Source organism: Pseudomonas sp. R11-23-07, assembly GCF_003852295.1.
Lineage (GTDB): Bacteria > Pseudomonadota > Gammaproteobacteria > Pseudomonadales > Pseudomonadaceae > Aquipseudomonas.
Map to the genome: position 1 here is coordinate 4,296,460 of NZ_CP027761.1, position 20,567 is coordinate 4,317,026.

Here is a 20,567-nt window from a genome sequence, read left to right on the forward strand (position 1 = left end):
TCCTTGGCTCATGGGCACCAGTAAATCTCTAAAGTAGGTTGCAAAAACGCGCGAATCGGCATGGCGGCGACATCGTCACCGGCCAGCGCGGCGCTCAAGGTAGTCAACTTCGAACTGCCGGAAATCGACAGCACGGTGTAGTGGGCCGTGGCCAGCAATGCACGACTCATGGTCAGGCGCTGGTGCGGCACGGTCGGCGCCAGCATTGGCCAGCAACGGCGGGTGCCGTCGGCCTGCAACGCCTGGGCGAGGTTCGGGCTGTTGGGAAACAGCGATGCGGTGTGGCCGTCATCGCCCATGCCCAGCACCAGCACATCGATCGCCGGCAGTTCGGCCAGCAGGCGATCAGCCTGCTCGGCCGCCTCTTCAAGGTTGGCGGCAGCGCTGTACAGGCTCAAGAATTTCGCCTTGGCCGCCGGGCCCTGCAGCAGGTGCTGCTTTAACAAGCCGGCATTGCTGTCGGCATGTTCCACCGGCACCCAACGCTCGTCGGCCAGGGTGACCGTGACCTTGGACCAGTCCAGGGCTTGCCTGGCCAGGTTCTGGAAGAACGCCACCGGGCTGCGGCCACCGGACACCACCAGGGTGGCCGCGCCACGGGCGCTGATGGCCACGCGCAATTGTTCGGCCACGTCATTGGCCAGGCCGTCCGCCAACAGCACGGGCGTACGGTACTCATGGGCAGTGACGCCCTGAGGCAGTTTCAATTCAGATATCGCCATACCACGACCTCCCATCCCGCGTGATCAGTGCAATCGAGCTCATCGGCCCCCAGGACCCCGCCGCGTACGGCTTGGGCGCATCACCGGATTTTTTCCACCCGGCGATCAACTGGTCACACCACTTCCACGCGGCTTCAATTTCATCTTTGCGAACAAACAGGTTCTGATTGCCGCGCATCACTTCCAGCAACAACCGCTCGTAGGCATCGGGAATCCGTGCGCTGCGATAAGTGTCGGAAAAATTCAGTTGCAGCGGCCCGCTGCGCAGTTGCATGCCCTTGTCCAGGCCCTGCTCCTTGGTCATCACGCGCAAGGAAATACCTTCGTCCGGCTGCAGGCGGATGATCAACTTGTTGCTGATCTGCAAGCGCTGCTCGGGGGCGAAGATATAGTGGGACGGTTCCTTGAAGTGGATGACGATCTGCGACAGCTTTTGCGGCATGCGCTTGCCGGTACGCAGGTAGAACGGCACCCCGGCCCAACGCCAGTTACGAATATCGGCCCGCAGGGCGACGAAGGTCTCGGTGTCGCTCTGGGTGTTGGAATTCTCTTCTTCCAGGTATCCCGGCACGGCTTTACCGGCGCTGTAGCCGGCAATGTACTGGCCGCGCACCACCTGGGTGGTCAGGCCTTCCGGGCTGATCGGCGCCAGGGCCTTGAGCACCTTGACCTTCTCGTCGCGAATGCTGTCGGCGGACAGATCGGCCGGCGGGTCCATGGCGATCAGGCACAGCAGCTGCAACAGGTGGTTCTGGATCATGTCGCGCAGTTGGCCAGCCTTGTCGAAGTAGCCCCAACGGCCCTCGATGCCAACCTGCTCGGCCACGGTGATTTCCACGTGGGAAATGTAGTTCTGGTTCCATTGGGTTTCGAACAGGCTGTTGGCGAAACGCAAGGCGATCAGGTTCTGGACGGTTTCTTTGCCCAGGTAGTGGTCGATACGGTAGGTGCGGTTTTCCGGGAAAAACTGCGCGACGGCGTCGTTGACCTTGCGCGAGGATTCCAGGTCCGAACCAATCGGCTTTTCCAGCACGACGCGGGTATTTTCCGCCAGGCCGGCCTTGGACAGGTTTTCGCAGATCGCGCCATACACGGCGGCCGGGGTGGCGAAGTAAGCGATCAGGCGCTGTTCGCTACCGACCTTTTCGGCAAGGGCGACGTAGTCGTCGGCCTTCATGAAGTCGACATGCACATACGCCAGGCGCGCCAGGAAACGCTGGGCCACGGCTTCGTCCAGCTCCTTGCCGACGTATTTGCGCAGTTCTGTTTCGATATGGGCCAGGTGCTGCTGCTCGGAACCGGCTTCGCGGGCCAGGGCCAGGATGCGCGTGTCATCGTGCAGCAAGCCGGCGCCATCGAGTTGATAGAGGGCAGGAAATAACTTGCGCAGCGCCAGATCACCCAAGGCGCCAAACAGGGCAAAGGTGCAGGGTTCTACGGTTATCAAAGGCATGATGTTTGTTCTTTTATCAAGTTAAGCTACAAATACCTTTTTTCAAGGCATCACTCAAGGAAAAATGTAGTAATAACCACAACATTTTCCGCAAATACGCATTGCGAGTGGTGGTGTTCGGCTACCCTCAGTAGGATAGGCCACCGCGAAAAGCCACTCATCGATTGGTTACCGCCTTTTTATTTGCATCGTCGCCCGAAGGAAAGACTGAATGGACCGCGTGCGAAATCTTCTGGAACAGATCCGGAACCGCCTCGAAGAATTGAACAAGGCCGAGAAAAAAGTCGCCGAGGTCATCCTGCTCAACCCGCAGCAGGCCACCCGCTTCTCGATCGCTGCCCTCGCCCAAGCCGCTTCGGTCAGTGAACCGACGGTCAACCGCTTTTGCCGTTCGTTCGGCGTCAGTGGTTACCCTGAACTTAAATTGCAGTTGGCGCAAAGCCTGGCCAGTGGCGCGGCGTATGTCAGCCGCGCCGTGGAAGCCGATGATAACCCGGAGGCCTACACCCAGAAGATCTTCGGCAGCGCCATCGCGTCCCTGGACAGTGCCTGCCAGGCCCTCGACCCGGCCCTGATCAGCAAGGCCGTGGATCTGTTGATCCAGGCGCGGCAGATTCACTTCTTCGGCCTGGGCGCCTCGGCCCCGGTGGCCATGGACGCGTTGCACAAGTTCTTCCGTTTCAACCTGGCGGTGACCGCCCACGCCGACGTGCTGATGCAACGCATGATCGCCTCAGTGGCGCATACCGGTGAGTTGTTCGTGATCATTTCCTACACCGGGCGTACCCGTGAGCTGGTGGAAGTGGCGCGTATCGCACGGGAAAACGGCGCGTCGGTGCTGGGCGTAACGGCCGAGAACTCACCGTTGGCCAAGGCCAGCACGGTGAGCCTGAACATTCCGCTGCCGGAAGACACCGATATCTACATGCCGATGACCTCGCGGATCATTCAGCTGACGGTGCTGGATGTGCTGGCGACCGGGATGACATTACGCCGCGGAGTGGATTTCCAGCCGCATTTGCGCAAGATCAAAGAGAGCTTGAATGACAGCCGGTATCCGGTGGGGGATGAGTTCAACTGAGCCTGATCGTTCCCACGCTCCGCGTGGGAATGCCTCTTGTGACGCTCCGCGTCACGGCATCAAGAGCAGACGCGGAGCGTCAAGGGCTGCTTTCCCACGCGCAGCGTGGGAACGATCACAGCAGCACCACTAAATCCCAGCCCGAGCCTGCAAACTCAGATGCGCCCTCTCCCCCGGCGCCAGGCTGGCCCCGGCCATCGCCGACTCCACGCACACAAACCCCGACGCCTCGTTGAAGCTCACACCCAGCAACGGCCGGCTGCCGGGATGCCACACCACGGTGTCAGCGCTGTCGCCGGTGTCGATACACAGTTCCCGCTGCCACGCATGGTCCTTGAGGTGCAACTCACCCTCATGCTGGAACACTCGCTGGCAGCCGCCATCCACCCGCAGTTCGCCTTCCTGCTGGCAAGCCTGGCGGTTGAGCTGGTCGTAACCTTGCGCCCCGTCGAGCCCAGACAGCGCTACCTCGTCAACGTGACCGATACGCCAGTAGGCGTGCAAAGCATGGCTCAACTGGCACGGCAGCTCATCCTGATGCTCGGTGCTCAGGCGCAATTCCAGGGTTTCACCCAAATGCGCGTGCAGGTCCACCTGCCAGTCGCACAGCTGCAGCTGCCAGTGCAGACGCACGCCATCATCTTCGGTGCTGCTGTCGAGCAGTTTCCAATCGATCAAGCGCGCCCAACCGTGGGAAGGCCACGCGTTTTCGCTGGGGTGGCGGCCATACCAAGGCCAACACACCGGCACGCCACCCCGGATGGCACCGACTTGCGGCCACTTGGCGGCGCACCACAGCCAGGGTTTCTGGCCGGTGGGCTGAAAGTGCAGCAATTGCGCGCCCTGGCGACTGAACACCGCCTGGCACAGCGGATGGTCGATCACCAACACGTCACGCATCTGGAAGCGCTCCCAGGCGAACACCGGACGCTCGCGCAAGGATTTGAAAAAACGTTGCAGCGGTTGCTCATGCATGTGCCACGGTCCCGAATATCACAGTGCAACCCAAAAAAAAGCGGATAGCCATGGCTATCCGCAAAATGCGCACAGAGAGAAGGAGCTTATCGCAACAGCGTTAGAACGTAGACTGGATTTTCAGGCCCGCTACCAACGCGTTGTCGACTTTGTCCACGCCACCAGGCTGGACAACGTATTGCAGGTTCGGACGCACGGTCAGCCAGTTGGTGACGTGGAAACCGTAGTTGAGTTCGACGTTGTACTCAGTCTCACGAATCGGCGTGTAGAACGGATTGTCATAGTCGCTCACACCATTGGCGGCGTTAAGCAGTTGAGAGTTCTTCTTCACGTCATCGTTGACATGCAGGCGAGCGACGCCAATGCCGACGTCATCTTTTGGACGCGCGTCGAAGGGGCCTTTGTACACCAGCATCAACGACTGGTAGTTGTCGACCAGGTTGGTTTCCTTGTCATGGAAGGTCGCGTTGGCGGCGATGTTCAGGCCACGGGTAGCGTCGCCGTTATGCGTGGTAAGTTGCTGTTGCGCAACGAACCAGTAGCCTTTCTTGCTGCTGTGGGTACGGTAGGCGGCGCCAGTAGTGGCGGCATCGTTGCCGTTGACGTCTTCGCGTACGTCAGACGCATCGGCAGCGCTTTTGTAGTAACCCACACGGTATTCGCCAGGCAGGTTGTTGACCTTCGGCGACCAGACCAACTCCACCGGAATCACGGTGCCTTTGGTACCGCTGCCGCTGAGTTTGAAGCCGTTGCCGTGCTCCAGTTGCGACGGGTTCTGGTTGTAGGCACCAATCTGCGCATACAGCTCAGGCGTGATGTTGTACTTCACGCGGATAGCGGCCTGGGCGACCGGCCAGTTGTACCAGGTGTTTACGTAGTTACCGACCTGGGAGCCGCAGAACGACAGGTTCTGGAAGTCGCACGGGAAGGTGTTGAAGTCTTCGCCTTCACCGAAGTAGCCGAGCTTCACGTCCAGCTTGTTGTCGAACATCTGGTGCTGAACCCAGAACTGGGTCAGACGCACCATGTGGCCACGGCCATACACTTCCTGAGACGAACTCAAGGTGCCGGCGCGCGGGTCGCCAATACGGTCATTGGAGATGTTCTGGCCATTACGGTTGGTGAACTGGATCTTGGCCTGGGTGTTATCCCAGCCCCACAGTTTTTGCAGGTCCAGCGCCACGCCCAGACCGAACTGGTCAGCGTAACGACCGGTCTTGTCGTTGTTGTAGCCACCGTGGGCGTTGTAGCCCATCTCACCTACGTAGTCGGCCTTGATGTCGATACCTTGCTCGATCAGCTTGGTACGCTCGCCGCCCCAATCGCCGGTCATCCACTTGGAATCGGCGCTGAACGCATCGGCCGCCATCGCATTGGCGGACAATACAAGGGCTGCTGCTGCTGACAGTTGGCAGAACAGCCGAGTGTTGTTGTGTTGCTTTTTCATCCCTACATCCTCGTCTTTATTGTTATTAAACTGTTTTTATCTAACGCGGGTTACATTTTTTAATTAAAACAACCAGTTATCTCGATTAACGACCTTTGAACTGAGTCACATTGTCGGCATGCCCCTGTGCCGGCAATGCAGCAACGGTGCCCAATCGCTCACCGGTCGCGGCATCGAACAGCAATACCTTGGCCGGGTCGAACTGCAGGGTCAGGGTCTCGCCGACCTGCGGTGCCACGTCCGGCGCCAGACGGCAGCAGACCTTGGTGTCATTGAGCTGCACGAACACCAGAGTGTCCGGGCCGGTAGGCTCGGTTACCTGGACTTCGGCACGAATGCTCGAAGAACCATTGCCCTCGCCCGCCGCCAGCACGATCTGCTCCGGGCGCAGGCCCAGGATCACATCGCGGTCTTCCAACCCAGCGTCATTCATACTCAGCGGCAGCTCGCAACGGGCCTGGCCGCTGTCGAGCAGCGCCACCAGGCGACCGTCCTTGCGTTGCAGACGCAAAGGTACGAAGTTCATGGGAGGTGAACCGATAAAGCTTGCCACAAACAAGTTGGCCGGGTCGTTGTAAATTTCTTTCGGCGTACCAAATTGTTGGATGATGCCGTCCTTCATCACCGCCACTTTGTCGCCCAGGGTCATTGCTTCGATCTGGTCGTGGGTCACGTAGACGGTGGTGGTCTTCAGCCGCTGGTGCATCAGCTTCATTTCGGTGCGCATCTCGACGCGCAGCTTGGCGTCAAGGTTCGACAACGGTTCGTCGAACAGGTAGATCTTCGGCCGACGCGCCAAGGCCCGGCCCATCGCCACGCGCTGTTGCTGGCCACCGGACAGTTGGCCCGGCTTGCGGTTGAGCAGGTGTTCGATCTGCAGCAGCTTGGCCACGCGCGCGACTTCGGCGTCGATGTCGGCCTGGGGCATCTTGCGGATCTTCAGGCCGAATTCGATGTTCTCGCGCACGCTCATGGTCGGGTACAGCGCGTAGGACTGGAACACCATGGCGATGTCACGGTCCTTGGGGCTCATGCCGCTCACGTCCTGATCACCGATCATGATCGCGCCGCCGGAGATGGTCTCAAGGCCGGCGATGCAGTTCATCAACGTGGACTTACCGCACCCCGAAGGGCCGACCAGGATCAGGAACTCACCTTCCTTGATCGACAGTTCGATGTTCTTCAAGGTGTCGGGCAGGCCGGCGCCATAGGTCTTGTTTACATTGCGAAGTTCAAGCGTAGCCATGATTACCCCTTGACCGCGCCGGCCGTCAGGCCGCGCACGAAATACTTGCCTGCGATCACATAGACCAGCAGGGTCGGCAGCCCGGCAATCATCGCCGCCGCCATATCCACGTTATATTCCTTGGCCCCGGTGCTGGTGTTGACCAGGTTGTTCAGCGCCACCGTGATGGGCTGCGAGTCGCCGCTGGAGAACACCACACCGAACAGGAAGTCGTTCCAGATCTGGGTGAACTGCCAGATCAGGCAGACCATGATGATCGGCGTCGACATCGGCAGAATGATCTGACGGAAGATGGTGAAGAAACCGGCACCGTCCAGGCGGGCCGCCTTGATCAACGCATCCGGAATGCTCACGTAGTAGTTACGGAAGAACAGCGTGGTGAACGCCAGGCCGTAGACCACATGCACGAACACCAGGCCGGTGGTGGTGCTGGCCAGGCCCATCTTGCCGAGGGTGAACGACGCCGGCAGCAGCACGGTCTGGAACGGCAGGAAGCAGCCGAACAGCAACAGGCCGAAGAACAGCTGCGAACCGCGAAAGCGCCAGAACGACAGCACGTAGCCGTTCAACGCACCGATGGCCGTGGAGATCAGCACAGCGGGCACGGTGATCTTGATCGAGTTCCAGAAGTAGCCGTCCACGGTGGCCCAGGCCTTGACCCAGCCAATGCCGCTGACCACGGTCGGCCAGCTCAGCAGGTTGCCGGTGCTGATGTCTTCAGGCGTCTTGAAACTGGTGAGCAGCATCACCACCAGCGGCACCAGGTACAGCAGCACCGCAAGGATCAGCACCGCGTAGATCGCGATGCGACTCAGGCTGATGGCAGGTTTAGCGGCGAGACTAGTCATTGCGCTTGGTCCTCAGCTCGGAATACAGGTACGGCACGATGATCGCGAGGATCGCACCGAGCATCAGGATTGCACTGGCCGAGCCCATGCCCATCTGGCCGCGACTGAAGGTGAACGAGTACATGAACATGGCCGGCAGGTCGGAGGAATAGCCCGGGCCGCCAGCGGTCATCGCCGCCACCAGGTCGAAGCTCTTGATCGCAATGTGCGCCAGGATCATCACCGCACTGAAGAACACCGGACGCAGGCTTGGCAGCACCACGCTCCAGTAGATGCGTGGCAGGCTCGCGCCGTCGATCTGCGCGGCGCGGATGATCGACTGATCGACGCCCCGCAGGCCCGCCAGGAACATCGCCATGATGAAGCCCGAGGCTTGCCACACGGCGGCGATCACCAGGCAGTAGACCACGCGGTCGGGGTCGATCAGCCAGTCGAGACGGAAGCCTTCCCAACCCCAATCGCGCAATAATTTGTCCAGGCCCATGCCCGGGTTGAGCAGCCATTTCCAGGCGGTACCGGTGACGATCATCGAGAGCGCCATCGGGTACAGGTAAATGGTGCGAATGAAACCTTCGCGACGGATTTTCTGGTCGAGGAAAATCGCCAGCAGCACGCCGATCACCAGGGTGATACCGATGAACATCCCGCCGAACACGGCGAGGTTTTTGCTCGCTACCCACCAACGATCGTTGTCGAACAACCGCTCGTATTGCGCCAGGCCAGCCCACTTGTAGCTGGGCAGGAAGGTGGAGGTGGTGAACGACAGCACGAACGTCCACAGGATGTAGCCATAAAAGCCCACCAGCACGATGAACATGCTCGGCGCCAGCACCAGTTTAGGGAGCCAGCGCTGCAGTGCATCGAACGGCGAGGCCTTGCTGAACACAGCAACAGAACTCATGGGAAAATCCAAGAAAAAGGTAAAGATGGCTGCAAGCTACAAGCTGCAAGCGTCAAGACAACAACGCACCAGCTTGTAGCTTGTAGCTTGAAACTTGCAGCTTAAAACCTACTTCGCAGACTTGATCGCAGCGCCCAATTTCTTGGCGGTGTCGGCCGGGTCGGCTTTCGGATCGTTGATGTAGTTGGTGACCACGTCAAAGAACGCACCTTGTACCGCCAGGGTGGTGGCCATGTTGTGCGCCATGCTTGGCTGCAGGCCACCGGTCTTGGCATCGGTCAGGAAGTCCTTGGCCGCCGTCTGGGCGCAGGAGTCGAAACCGTACGAATCCATTTTGTTCAGCATGTCGTTGCGCACAGGGATCGAACCCTTGTTGATGCTGAACACTTTCTGGAAGTTTTCACCCAGCACGACTTTGGCGATGTCCTGCTGGCCAGCGGCAGTGCCTTTGTCTTTCTGCTTGAACACCGCCAGGGAGTCGATGTTGTAGGTGAAGGCTTTGTCGGTGCCCGGGAACGCTACGCACTCGTAGTCTTTGCCGGCGACTTTCTTGGCGGCGGTCCATTCGGACTTGGCCCAGTCACCCATGATCTGCATGCCGGCCTTGCCGTTGATGACTTTACCGGCTTCGAGGTTCCAGTCCTGGCCTTTGCCGTCAACGTCCATATAGGTCGCGACTTTCTTCAGCTCGGTCAGCGACTTGACCATTTCCGGGCCGGTCAGTGCGCCGTTATCCAGGTCGACCAGGGCTTTCTTGTAGCCATCGGCACCCATCACCGAGAGCACCACCGCCTCGAACACGGTGCTGTCCTGCCAAGGCTGGCCGCCGTGAGCGAGCGCAATGAAGCCCGCCGCTTTCAGTTTGTCGCCGGCGGCATAGAATTCTTCGAGGGTGGTGGGGTTCTTGGTGATGCCGGCTTTCTTGAAGACTTCCGGGTTGATCCACAGCCAGTTCACGCGGTGGATGTTGACCGGTACGGCGACGTAGTCACCGTCGTACTTCACGGTATCGGAGACTTTCTTGTCGAGCAGGGAGTCCCATTTTTCTTCTTTGGCGACGTCTTTGAGCACGTCGGTGTCGAGCAGGCCGGTGGACGCCCATTCCTGGATGTCGGGGCCTTTGATCTGGGCGACGCCAGGTGGGTTGCCGGCGACCGCACGGCTTTTCAGCACAGTCATTGCAGTGGCACCGCCGCCACCTGCAACAGCGCCGTCTTTCCAGGTGAAGCCGTCTTTCTCGACTTGGGCCTTCAAGACATCGACAGCCGCTTTTTCACCGCCCGAGGTCCACCAATGCACCACTTCAACCGTCCCTTTCGAGTCGGCGGCAAATGCACTGAGGGGAAACAACGAGGCAACGGAAATAGCTACGGCGAGGCGATTAATCGCGTTCATCTGAATACCTTTTCTTGTTGTTATGCATGCAAGTCTAGAGCTTGCGCTGCACGGAGTTTAAACAGGGATTTTCCGGGCGCAGGTAACAAAGGGACGTACAAATGTCACCACTTGGTGACATAGCGTCCACTGCCCAATGCACTGGCCAGGCTGGGTGCCAAGGGTAGCGCCGGCAACACGACGGCTTGCCAGGCATGGTACAGGTCCGGTTTGCCCGCCCAGATTTTGCTGCTGGGCTGGTTGTGCGGGCTGAGTTCGTGGTGCCAGCTGCCATGGAGCCGGTCGATGAAATGGGTTTCGCAAAACTCCCAGAACCGCCGGTACCAGATTTCATAATGCAACTCACCGGTACGCTTGAGCAGCGCCTGGGCCGCGGCGCTGGCTTCGGCATGGGTCCAGTGCAGGCGTTCGCGAACGACCGGGCGGTTGTTCCAGTCCAGGGTGTAGACAATGCCCGGCGCACCATCCACGGCCCAGGCATAGTCGCAGGCGCTGGCAAACAGCCCTTGGGCATCGCTCACCAACCAGTCCGGCGTGGGCAGCCCGGCTTGCAGGCGCGCGGCTTCCAGATGCAGTACCAGCCGCGCCCATTCGAAGCCATGGCCGGGGGTGATGCCATAGGGACGGAAACCGTCGGCGGGGTTGTCTTCGTTGTAAGCGGGCAAAGGCTTCCACTGGGCGTCGAAGTGCTCGATCACCATAAAGTGGCTACCGGCGGCATGGGTATGGATGACGCGCTCGACGATACGTAATGCGCGGTCCAGCCAGCGCGTGTCACCGGTGACATCGGCCAGGGCGAGGAACGCTTCGGTGGCGTGCATGTTGCTGTTGGCGCCGCGATAGGCTTCGACGCCGCTCCAATCGCGGGCGAAAGATTCGAGCATCACGCCCTCCTCTTCGCTCCAGAAGAACTGGTCGATGATATGGACCGCATCGTTAAACAGGGTGTGTGCACCGGGTGCACCGGCCACCACCGCAGAGCTGGCGGCCAGGGCGACGAACGCATGCAGGTAAGCGGCCTTGCCGGTATTGCCATCGATGGCATCGGGCGCGGCGAACCAGCCACCGTGTTCGCTATCGTGCAACGGGCCGCTGAGGGCCGCGACGCCGTGGGCTACCAGCTCGGCGTAACCGGGCAGCCCCATGGCGTGGGCCATGGCGAAGCTGTGGGTCATACGGGCAGTGTTCATGGTTTCGGCATGGGCATCGGCCGGCAGCTGGCCTCGCTCGTCGAGGTTGCCAAAGCCGTGCGGCAGGCGCGAAGCCTTGGCAAATGACAGCAGGCGCTGGCCTTCGGCCGCGAGCCAGGCGTGATGGGCAGGTGCGTTCAGCCAACTGCTGGCAGGCAGTGGTTGCATGGTCATGGGTAGCCCTTGTTATTTTTTATGGGTGACCGGAGTCTAAACAAGGGCATGAAAGCGGCAAGTAACGAAGGCGAAGATAAATGTCACCGAACGGTGACAAATTTGAGCACGACAGAGATTTACTTAACTAATACAGATTCAAATGTGGGAGGGGGCAAGCCCCCTCCCACAGTTTGGCCTCATTCACAGTCCACAGAACGAGTCATTGACCCAGCGGCGTGACCGCCGCCGGCGCATTGAGACGTTGATTCAGGTTCTGCACCTGGCTTTGCAAGGTCGTGATATTGCGCGTGGTCTGGATGCGGAACACGTCGAATTCCTTGTTGGTCGGCGCATCAGTGGTGACGGGCTGATTCTCCTGCGCGCTCTTGAGGACCAGCACGTCCTGCTCAAGACGGGCGATGGCCGCCGTCGGATTGCCTTGCTTCTTCAAGGCCGCCACGTCGTTAGCCAGGTCCTTGGTCTCAACCTGTGCCGCCTTGAGGCTGGCGACCGCATCGGTCAGGGCCTGCACCTGGCCCTGCAATTTGGCATTCGCATTCGCAAGCTCAGTGGTGCTGGCGCTCATCTGTGCCAGGCGCTGGTCCAGCGCGGTGGCTTGGCCGGCCACGCCCACTTGTTGCTTGCCCTGCTCGAGCAACTGGGCTTCCAACTGTTTGATCTGCAATTTCAGGGCTTCGCTGCCGTTGTTCACATTGGCTTCGCTGGCCACGACCTTGCCGGAAATATCCTGCAGGCGCCCCGCCGCTTCTTCGCTGATACGCGCAAAGCTTTCCTGGGTGGCGACCAGTTGCTGGCCCATCAGGGAAATCTGCTGGAAGCTCCACCAGGCAAGGCCGGCAAAGGCGATCAGCAATGCGCCGACCAACGCCCACAACGGGCCGGTGTTCGTCCGTTTAACCTTGACCACAGGCGTCGTCCGCGAGCGCACCGAGGTGGCGGCAGTCGGCACGAAATCATCATCGTCCCCGAGATCAGCCCGCAGGCTGGGAACGTTGTCGAAGTCGTCTTTAGCATCGTTACGCATGAATCTATCCTGAATCAATGAGATGGCCGGCTGGAAAGCCGAGCGGCGCGAGTATAAACCCTACGCTCGGCGCATGGGTCGACACGCAACCCTCAATACGGTTCCCGATGTTGTTGTGAGCTTAAGCGTGGCCCGGGGCCTGGGCCTTCCACCAGGTACAGAACTCGTCGAGGGCGCTCCACAGGCTGACCTTGGGCTCATAGTCGAGATAATGCCGCGCCCGGCTGATGTCGAGGGTGAAATCTTTGTTCATGACCTGCATGCCCAGGCGCGACAACGACGGCTCCGGCCGCCCCGGCCACATTGCGCAGAACGCCTCATTCAAAGCCGCCATGCTGTAGGACAAACCATAGGAGCGATAGCGGGTGACCTGCGGCAGGTCCATTTGTCGCATCACGTAGTTGACCACATCCCACACCGGCACCGGCGTGCCATTGCTGATGTTGTAGGCCTTGCCCAACGCCGAACCAGGCGCCAGCAAACTGCTGAGCAGCGCCTCGTTAAGGTTGTGCACGCTGGTGAAATCGACCTTGTTGAGGCCGTCACCGACGATGGCCAGGCGGTTCTTGCGCTGCATCTTCAACAGACGCGGGAATAGGCTCATGTCACCGGCACCGGTGACGAAACGCGGGCGTAGGGCCAGCACTTCCAGACCGAATTCCTGGGCCCCGAAGACCTTCTGCTCCGCCAGGTATTTGGTCGCCGCATAAGGATGCTTGAAGCGCTTGGGCACTTGCTCTTCGGTCAGCCCCAAGTGGTCGCGCCCATCGAAATAGATTGAGGGCGAGGACAGATGCACCAACCGCCCGACCCGCTGCTTGAGGCATGCTTCGACGACGTTCTCGGTGACCAGCACATTGCCCTGATGGAAATCCTGATACTTGCCCCACAGCCCGACGGCACCGGCGCAATGCACCACGGCCTCGACGTCACGGCACAGCGCGCGCACCAGGTCGGCATCGTTCAGATCACCCTGGATAAACTCGGCCCCGCGCCGCACCAGATGTTCCACACCCTCGGCACGTCGCCCGTTGACCCGCACGTCCAAGCCCTGCTCCAGGGCGAAACGCGCAAAGCGCCCGCCGATGAAGCCGCTTGCGCCGGTGACCAGAATCTTCATGCATTACCCCATGTTCTTTCGTTTTTCATCGCTGTTGCCTTGACGCCCGCCATCACTTCAACGGCACCAACCATTGCCCACAGACCTGTGCCAGATGCTCGGTCAACAGGCCCAACAGTTGCCCGCCGCTGCGCCAATGATGCCAGTACAGCGGCACGTCGATGGGCTTATCTGGCAGCAATTCGACCAACAGGCCGTTTTGCAGTTGGTCGCGTACCTGCAGTTCGGGTACCAGGCCCCAGCCCAGGCCGGCTTCCGTCAGGCGGATAAAGCCTTCGGACGACGGGCATAAATGGTGCTCGAAACCACCGTTCACCCCGAGCGAAGCCAGGTAACGGTGTTGCAGGAAATCATCCGGCCCGAACACCAGGGCCGGAGTACTGGCCAGTTGGTCGGCCTGCACGCCAGCGGGGAAGTGTCGCGCGATAAACGCGGGGCTGGCCAATGCGCGATAACGCATGGCGCCAAGCGCCAGGCTGCGGGCGCCGGCCACCGGGCGCTCGCTGGCGCAGATGCAGGCCGCCACTTCACCGGCGCGCATGCGCTTGAGGCCGACAGTCTGGTCCTCTACCACCAGGTCCAGCAGCAAGTGCTGTTCGGCGCAGAAATCACTCACCGCCAGCGCCCACCAGGTGGCGAGGCTGTCGGCGTTCAGCGCGATGCGCAAGCGCTCGGGCATGCCTTCTTCGTCCAACGCAGGCACCTGGCTTTGCAGGTCGCGCTCCAGCAGCCGCACCTGTTGCACATGGTTGAGCAAGCGCCGGCCGATATCGGTGGGGGTCGGCGGCGTTGCCCGTACCAGTACCGGTTGGCCGACGCGCGCTTCCAGCAGCTTGATGCGCTGGGACACGGCCGACTGCGACAGCCCCAGCACCTGCGCGCCGCGCTCGAAGCCCGCCTGTTCCACTACGGCCGCCAACGCGGAAAGCAATTTATAGTCGAACATCAGTTTCTCTAATGAGCGATCAGCAATATTGATTTTTCTTATACAGCCTGTACCCAGAGAATAGCCAGCATCGCTTCTCTCTTTATAAGGAACTCCCATGGTTGGCGAAACTGCCCTGGCAACCCTGTTGCGCAGCATGAGCCCTCAGCTCAATGACGGTGACTACGTGTTCTGCACCCTGCCCGATCACCGTATCCCAGCCAGTTGCGAGGTGATCGGCAGCTTTCGCGAGCAGGAAGGCCTGACGCTGATCCTGGAGCGCCGGCACGCCGAGCAGGCCGGCCTGGCCTTCGACTATGTGGCGGCATGGATCACCTTGAATGTGCATTCAGCCCTCGAAGCGGTGGGCCTGACCGCCGCGTTCGCCGGCGCGCTGGGAAAGGCAGGTATCAGTTGCAACGTGATCGCCGGTTATTACCACGACCACCTGTTTGTCGGTCGCACGGATGCCGAGCGCGCCATGCAGGTGTTGCACCAGTTGGCGGCGGACGCGGAGTAAACCTTATGTGGCAAAGCTATCTGAATGGGCTGTTGGTGTCCCTCGGTCTGATCATGGCGATCGGCAGCCAAAACGCCTTTGTCTTGGCGCAAAGCCTGCGCCGTGAACATCACCTGCCGGTGGCCGCGTTGTGCGTGGTGTGCGATGCATTGCTGGTGGCAGCCGGCGTATTCGGCCTGGCGACGGTACTGGCGCAAAGCCCGCTGCTGCTGGGCATTGCCCGTTGGGGCGGCGCGGCGTTCCTGCTGTGGTACGGCACCCTGGCGTTGCGTCGAGCGTTTTCGAAACAGAGCCTGGAGCAAGGCGCACACCTCAAGATGCGCTCATTGCGCGCGGTGTTGCTCAGCGCCCTGGCGGTGACCCTGCTCAACCCCCATGTTTACCTGGACACCGTGCTGTTGATCGGCTCACTGGGCGCGCAACAAACCGAACCGGGCGCGTATGTAGCAGGCGCCGCCAGCGCTTCGTTGCTGTGGTTCGCAACGCTGGCCCTCGGCGCGGCGTGGTTGGCGCCCTGGCTGGCACGCCCGGCCACCTGGCGCCTGCTGGACCTGCTGGTGGCCGTGATGATGTTCAGCGTGACCTACCAATTAATCAGTGCGCCATGAACTTATTCCAAAAGGCTCTGGAACCTCTATCCCACACAGTTGTTGCGTGGTTTTGCCGCACCCCCGGTGCTATGATCCCGAACTTGCGCCGCAAAGAGTACAGACTCGCCGGCGCTTGTTTGGCCGCCCGTGATCGGCCTTGCGCTCACCGCAACTGACCTGATTAGGAGAATCATCATGGCTTTCGAATTGCCGCCGCTGCCCTACGCACACGATGCCCTGCAGCCGCACATCTCCAAGGAAACCCTGGAGTATCACCACGACAAGCACCACAACACCTATGTCGTGAACCTGAACAACCTGGTGCCAGGCACCGAGTTCGAAGGCAAGACCCTGGAAGAAATCGTCAAGTCTTCCTCGGGCGGTATCTTCAACAACGCCGCTCAGGTCTGGAACCACACGTTCTACTGGAACTGCCTGGCGCCAAACGCCGGCGGCCAACCTACCGGCGCACTGGCTGAAGCCATCAACGCTGCGTTCGGTTCGTTCGACAAGTTCAAGGAAGAGTTCAGCAAGACGTCCATCGGCACCTTCGGTTCCGGTTGGGGCTGGCTGGTGAAGAAGGCTGACGGTTCCCTGGCCCTGGCCAGCACCATCGGCGCAGGCAACCCGCTGACCAACGGCGACACCCCGCTGCTGACCTGCGATGTCTGGGAACATGCCTACTACATCGACTACCGCAACGTGCGTCCGAAGTATGTAGAAGCGTTCTGGAACCTGGTCAACTGGAAGTTCGTGGCCGAGCAGTTCGAAGGCAAGACCTTCACTGCCTAAGCAACGCTTGCAGTAGAAAGAGCCCGGCGATTGCCGGGCTTTTTCATGGGCGCTGGAAAGTAGCGAGTTGGTTGGAATCGTGGAACTCGCCGAAGGGAATTTGCCACGCACTGAGTGAGAGGAATAACCCTCTCGCGCTCTTCTGGAGAAAAAAGATGGAAGAAATCGGAAAAGCAGGCGGGCAGATGGCGATGCAACTCATCAGCGGCCTGATGAAAGGCCTTGCCGGTGGTGCAGGTGGCGGCGGCGATGAAGGTGGCGCGAAAGCACCAGAGCGCCCCGGTGAGGACAACATGCCACCGCCACCGCCGAAGATTGATTTTTCAGTCAGTTAATCAATGCGGTTGAAATGCCAAGCTACCGTTGGCATGCAGCGCGTTAGTCAAACAGTCAGACGGCGGAACGAATCCGCCGTTTTTCTGGTTTTTTCCTTTCTGTCAGGTGTGAAGTCGCCTTGCGCGCCAATGTTCCTTTGACTGCCATCGCCCGATTGCCAATACTCATGGCATATTGAAGGCCACCCGCATGAGACAAGGAATGCCCCTTTGAAGCTGGAACTCAAAAACAGCTTGTCGGTGAAGTTGCTACGGGTTGTCTTGCTCTCGGCATTGATCGTGGGCGTAGCGCTGAGCGTGGCGCAGATCGTGTTCGATGCCTACAAGACGCGCCAGGCCGTGGCCGGTGATGCCCAACGTATTCTCGACATGTTTCGCGACCCCTCGACCCAGGCCGTGTATAGCCTGGACCGCGAAATGGGCATGCAGGTGATCGAAGGGCTGTTTCAGGATGACGCCGTGCGCGTCGCGTCCATCGGTCACCCCAACGAAACCATGCTCGCGGAAAAAAGCCGCGCCTTGCAGCATTCTTCCAGCCGCTGGTTGACCGACCTGATTCTCGGGCAGGAGCGCACTTTTACCACCGCACTGGTCGGCAAGGGCCCCTACAGCGAGTATTACGGCGACCTGAGCATTACCCTCGACACCGCCACCTACGGCGAAGGCTTTATTGTCAGCTCAGTGATCATCTTTATTTCCGGCGTGCTGCGCGCCCTGGCCATGGGCCTGGTGCTGTACCTGGTGTATCACTGGCTGCTGACCAAACCGCTGTCGCGGATTATCGAACACCTGACGTCGATCAACCCGGACCGGCCCAGCGAGCACAAGATCCCGCAGCTCAAGGGGCATGAGCGCAACGAGCTGGGCCTGTGGATAAACACCGCCAACCAGTTGCTCGAATCCATCGAACGCAACACCCACCTGCGCCACGCGGCCGAGTCCAGCCTGTTGCGCATGGCCCAGTATGACTTTCTCACCGGCCTGCCGAACCGCCAGAAGTTGCAGGAGCAACTGGACAGGATCTTGACCGATGCCGGCCGTCGTCAGCGCCGGGTGGCGGTATTGTGCGTGGGGCTGGATGACTTCAAGAGCGTCAACGAACAATTCACCTACCAGAACGGCGACAAACTGCTGCTGGCGCTGGCCGATCGTTTGCGCGCCCATAGCGGTCGCCTCGGCGCGCTCGCACGCCTGGGGGGCGACCAGTTCGCCCTGGTGCAAGCCGATATCGACCAGCCCTACGAAGCCGCCGAACTGGCGCAAAGCATCCTGGATGACCTGGAAGCGGAATTCGCCCTCGACCAGGACCAGATTCGTTTGCGCGCCACCATCGGCATCACCTTGTTCCCGGAAGACGGCGACAGCACGGAGAAATTGCTGCAGAAAGCCGAACAGACCATGACCCTGGCCAAAAGCCGCTCGCGCAACCGTTATCAGTTCTATATCGCCAGCGTCGACAGCGAAATGCGTCGGCGCCGTGAGCTGGAAAAAGACCTGCGCGATGCCTTGAGCCGCGACCAGTTCCACTTGGTGTACCAACCGCAGATCAGCTATCGCGACCTGCGCGTGGTCGGTGTAGAGGCGTTGATTCGCTGGCAGCACCCGGAACACGGCCTGGTTCCGCCGGACCTGTTCATCCCGCTGGCGGAACAGAATGGCACCATCATTCCCATCGGCGAATGGGTGCTTGACCAGGCGTGCCGCCAACTGCGCGAATGGCATGACCAGGGCTTCACCGAGCTGCGCATGGCGGTCAACCTGTCCACCGTGCAGTTGCACCACACCGAGTTGCCGCGGGTGGTCAACAACCTGATGCAGATTTATCGCCTGCCGCCGCGCAGCCTGGAGCTGGAAGTCACCGAAACGGGCCTGATGGAAGACATCAGCACCGCCGCCCAACACCTGCTGAGCCTGCGTCGTTCGGGGGCGTTGATCGCCATCGATGACTTCGGCACCGGTTATTCATCCCTCAGTTACCTCAAAAGCCTGCCGCTGGACAAAATCAAGATCGACAAGAGCTTCGTCCAGGACCTGCTGGACGTAGACGACGATGCGACCATCGTGCGGGCGATTATCCAACTGGGCAAAAGCCTGGGCATGCAGGTGATTGCCGAAGGCGTGGAGACCGCCGAACAGGAGGCCTACATCATTTCCGAGGGCTGCCATGAAGGCCAGGGTTACTACTACAGCAAACCGCTGCCGGCCCGGGAGTTGGCGGCTTACTTGAAGCAATCGGAACGCAATAACGCGGCGATTCTTTGAGCGGGGCGAACGATTCCAAATATTTCCCGCGTATAAGCCTTTACACAAAATGCAAATCTTTCGCATTATGTCGCAGCTTTTGCGCCCGCGTGCGCGCCCTATCAACAACCGAAGCAGGATGTTCGCCATGATTCGTATGCCCCTGGCCACCGCCAGTCTGCTGGCTATCGCCATTTCTCTCGCCGGTTGCGGCGAAGGTAAAGACAAGGCCGCCGCGCCTCAGGCGCCTGCCGCTGCCAGCACTACCGCCCCAGCGCCAGCCGCGCCTGCGGGCCAGGTCGACGAGGCTGCCGCCAAGGCCGTGGTCGCGCATTACGCAGACATGGTGTTTGCGGTGTACAGCGACGCCGAGTCCACCGCGAAAACCCTGCAGACCGCCATCGACACCTTCCTGGCCAACCCGAACGACGACACGCTCAAAGCGGCCCGTACCGCCTGGATCGCTGCGCGCGTACCTTACCTGCAGAGTGAAGTGTTCCGCTTCGGCAACACCATCATCGACGACTGGGAAGGCCAGGTGAACGCCTGGCCCCTGGACGAGGGGCTGATCGACTATGTCGACAAATCCTACGAACACGCACTGGGCAACCCGGGCGCCAACGCCAACATCATCGCCAACACCGAGGTCCAGGTCGGCGAAGACAAGGTCGACGTCAAGGAGATCACCCCGGAAAAACTCGCCAGCCTCAATGAGCTGGGCGGTTCCGAAGCCAACGTCGCCACCGGCTATCACGCCATCGAATTCCTGCTCTGGGGCCAGGACCTCAACGGTACCGGTCCAGGCGCCGGCAACCGTCCGGCCTCGGACTACATGACCGGTGACGGTGCCACCGGCGGCCACAACGAGCGTCGTCGTACCTACCTGCGCGCCGTGACCCAACTGCTGGTCAGCGACCTGCAGGAAATGGTCGGCAACTGGAAGCCCAACGTCGAAGACAACTACCGCGCCACCCTGGAGTCGGAACCGGCTACCGACGGCCTGCGCAAAATGTTGTTCGGCATGGGCAGCCTGTCCCTCGGCGAGCTGGCTGGCGAACGCATGAAGGTGTCCCTGGAGGCCAACTCGCCGGAAGACGAGCAGGACTGCTTCAGCGACAACACGCATAACTCGCACTTCTATGACGCCAAGGGCATCCGCAACGTCTACCTGGGCGAGTACACCCGCGTCGACGGCAACAAGCTGACCGGCCCGAGCCTGTCGTCCCTGGTCGCGAAAGCCGACCCGGCGGCCGATGCAGCCCTCAAGGCTGACCTGGCGGCGACCGAAGCGAAGATCCAAGTGATGGTTGACCACGCCGCCAAGGGCGAGCACTACGACCAGTTGATCGCAGCCGGTAACGATGCGGGTAACCAGATCGTGCGTGACGCAATCGCTGCGCTGGTCAAGCAGACCGGTTCAATCGAAGCCGCTGCGGGCAAACTGGGCATCAGCGACCTGAACCCGGACAGCGCTGATCACGAGTTCTGATCGAGGCGCAGTTGAATGAGGCGACCTTTGGGTCGCCTTTTTTGCGCCATCTTCACCACAAAACCTATGTGGGAGGGGGCTTGCTCCCGATAGCGG

The 20,567-nt window shown here is 60.5% G+C and carries 19 protein-coding genes; 7 read left to right on the forward strand and 12 right to left on the reverse strand.

Annotated elements, in window-relative coordinates; translation table 11 throughout:
• Positions 1 to 8: 8 nt before the first annotated feature.
• Together pgl and zwf are read right to left on the reverse strand one after the other, a co-directional pair.
• Positions 9 to 722 (reverse strand): 6-phosphogluconolactonase, encoded by a 714-nt coding sequence (pgl, locus tag C4J84_RS19700; protein WP_124368115.1) that lies wholly within the window; start codon positions 720 to 722, stop codon positions 9 to 11.
• Positions 709 to 2,175: a glucose-6-phosphate dehydrogenase gene (gene zwf, locus C4J84_RS19705; protein WP_124371658.1), complete on the reverse strand. Its 1,467-nt coding sequence runs from the start codon at positions 2,173 to 2,175 to the stop codon at positions 709 to 711. The genes pgl and zwf overlap by 14 nt, the downstream gene beginning before the upstream one ends.
• 220 nt (positions 2,176 to 2,395) lie before the next feature.
• Between zwf and C4J84_RS19710 the strand changes: the two genes are divergently transcribed.
• Complete coding sequence (locus tag C4J84_RS19710; protein WP_170039859.1) at positions 2,396 to 3,256, forward strand: MurR/RpiR family transcriptional regulator; 861 nt, start codon at positions 2,396 to 2,398, stop codon at positions 3,254 to 3,256.
• Positions 3,257 to 3,385: 129 nt separating this feature from the next.
• Here C4J84_RS19710 and C4J84_RS19715 read toward each other — a convergent pair whose 3' ends face one another.
• The 10 genes from C4J84_RS19715 to C4J84_RS19760 form a co-directional block, all read right to left on the reverse strand.
• A complete protein-coding gene (locus tag C4J84_RS19715) occupies positions 3,386 to 4,231 on the reverse strand; it encodes a D-hexose-6-phosphate mutarotase (RefSeq protein ID WP_124368116.1) in 846 nt (281 codons plus the stop codon).
• Positions 4,232 to 4,331: 100 nt separating this feature from the next.
• The gene (locus tag C4J84_RS19720; protein WP_124371659.1) at positions 4,332 to 5,678 is read right to left on the reverse strand and encodes a carbohydrate porin; all 1,347 of its coding nucleotides are present in this window, start codon (positions 5,676 to 5,678) and stop codon (positions 4,332 to 4,334) included.
• 85 nt (positions 5,679 to 5,763) lie between these two features.
• On the reverse strand, positions 5,764 to 6,924 hold the full coding sequence (locus C4J84_RS19725; RefSeq protein ID WP_124371660.1) for an ABC transporter ATP-binding protein: 1,161 nt from the start codon (positions 6,922 to 6,924) through the stop codon (positions 5,764 to 5,766).
• A 2-nt stretch (positions 6,925 to 6,926) separates the two neighbouring features.
• Positions 6,927 to 7,772: a carbohydrate ABC transporter permease gene (locus tag C4J84_RS19730; protein WP_034115702.1), complete on the reverse strand. Its 846-nt coding sequence runs from the start codon at positions 7,770 to 7,772 to the stop codon at positions 6,927 to 6,929.
• Entirely contained in the window at positions 7,765 to 8,673 is a 909-nt protein-coding gene (locus C4J84_RS19735; protein WP_124364123.1) for a carbohydrate ABC transporter permease, read from the reverse strand. The genes C4J84_RS19730 and C4J84_RS19735 overlap by 8 nt, the downstream gene beginning before the upstream one ends.
• 108 nt (positions 8,674 to 8,781) lie before the next feature.
• Positions 8,782 to 10,068: an ABC transporter substrate-binding protein gene (locus C4J84_RS19740; protein ID WP_124368119.1), complete on the reverse strand. Its 1,287-nt coding sequence runs from the start codon at positions 10,066 to 10,068 to the stop codon at positions 8,782 to 8,784.
• Between the two features lie 104 nt (positions 10,069 to 10,172).
• Positions 10,173 to 11,432: an AGE family epimerase/isomerase gene (locus C4J84_RS19745; RefSeq protein WP_124371661.1), complete on the reverse strand. Its 1,260-nt coding sequence runs from the start codon at positions 11,430 to 11,432 to the stop codon at positions 10,173 to 10,175.
• Positions 11,433 to 11,634: 202 nt separating this feature from the next.
• Complete coding sequence (locus C4J84_RS19750; RefSeq protein WP_124435991.1) at positions 11,635 to 12,459, reverse strand: ATPase; 825 nt, start codon at positions 12,457 to 12,459, stop codon at positions 11,635 to 11,637.
• A 121-nt stretch (positions 12,460 to 12,580) separates the two neighbouring features.
• On the reverse strand, positions 12,581 to 13,579 hold the full coding sequence (locus C4J84_RS19755) for an NAD(P)-dependent oxidoreductase (RefSeq protein ID WP_124368122.1): 999 nt from the start codon (positions 13,577 to 13,579) through the stop codon (positions 12,581 to 12,583).
• 52 nt (positions 13,580 to 13,631) lie between these two features.
• Positions 13,632 to 14,525 (reverse strand): LysR family transcriptional regulator ArgP, encoded by an 894-nt coding sequence (locus C4J84_RS19760; protein WP_124371663.1) that lies wholly within the window; start codon positions 14,523 to 14,525, stop codon positions 13,632 to 13,634.
• A 97-nt stretch (positions 14,526 to 14,622) separates the two neighbouring features.
• Between C4J84_RS19760 and C4J84_RS19765 the strand changes: the two genes are divergently transcribed.
• The 6 genes from C4J84_RS19765 to C4J84_RS19790 all read left to right on the forward strand — a co-directional run bounded on the left by C4J84_RS19765 (position 14,623) and on the right by C4J84_RS19790 (position 20,471).
• Entirely contained in the window at positions 14,623 to 15,024 is a 402-nt protein-coding gene (locus C4J84_RS19765) for an ACT domain-containing protein (RefSeq protein WP_124371664.1), read from the forward strand.
• Positions 15,025 to 15,029: 5 nt separating this feature from the next.
• Positions 15,030 to 15,632 carry a LysE/ArgO family amino acid transporter gene (locus C4J84_RS19770; protein ID WP_124371665.1) on the forward strand — a complete coding sequence of 201 codons (603 nt, stop codon included), beginning with the start codon at positions 15,030 to 15,032 and terminating at the stop codon, positions 15,630 to 15,632.
• A 177-nt stretch (positions 15,633 to 15,809) separates the two neighbouring features.
• On the forward strand, positions 15,810 to 16,406 hold the full coding sequence (locus C4J84_RS19775; protein ID WP_065949384.1) for a superoxide dismutase: 597 nt from the start codon (positions 15,810 to 15,812) through the stop codon (positions 16,404 to 16,406).
• A 155-nt stretch (positions 16,407 to 16,561) separates the two neighbouring features.
• Positions 16,562 to 16,741 carry a hypothetical protein gene (locus tag C4J84_RS19780; protein ID WP_104504514.1) on the forward strand — a complete coding sequence of 60 codons (180 nt, stop codon included), beginning with the start codon at positions 16,562 to 16,564 and terminating at the stop codon, positions 16,739 to 16,741.
• 210 nt (positions 16,742 to 16,951) lie between these two features.
• The gene (locus C4J84_RS19785; protein ID WP_124364131.1) at positions 16,952 to 19,003 is read left to right on the forward strand and encodes a bifunctional diguanylate cyclase/phosphodiesterase; all 2,052 of its coding nucleotides are present in this window, start codon (positions 16,952 to 16,954) and stop codon (positions 19,001 to 19,003) included.
• Positions 19,004 to 19,130: 127 nt separating this feature from the next.
• A complete protein-coding gene (locus tag C4J84_RS19790) occupies positions 19,131 to 20,471 on the forward strand; it encodes an imelysin family protein (protein WP_124364132.1) in 1,341 nt (446 codons plus the stop codon).
• Positions 20,472 to 20,567 lie beyond the last annotated feature (96 nt).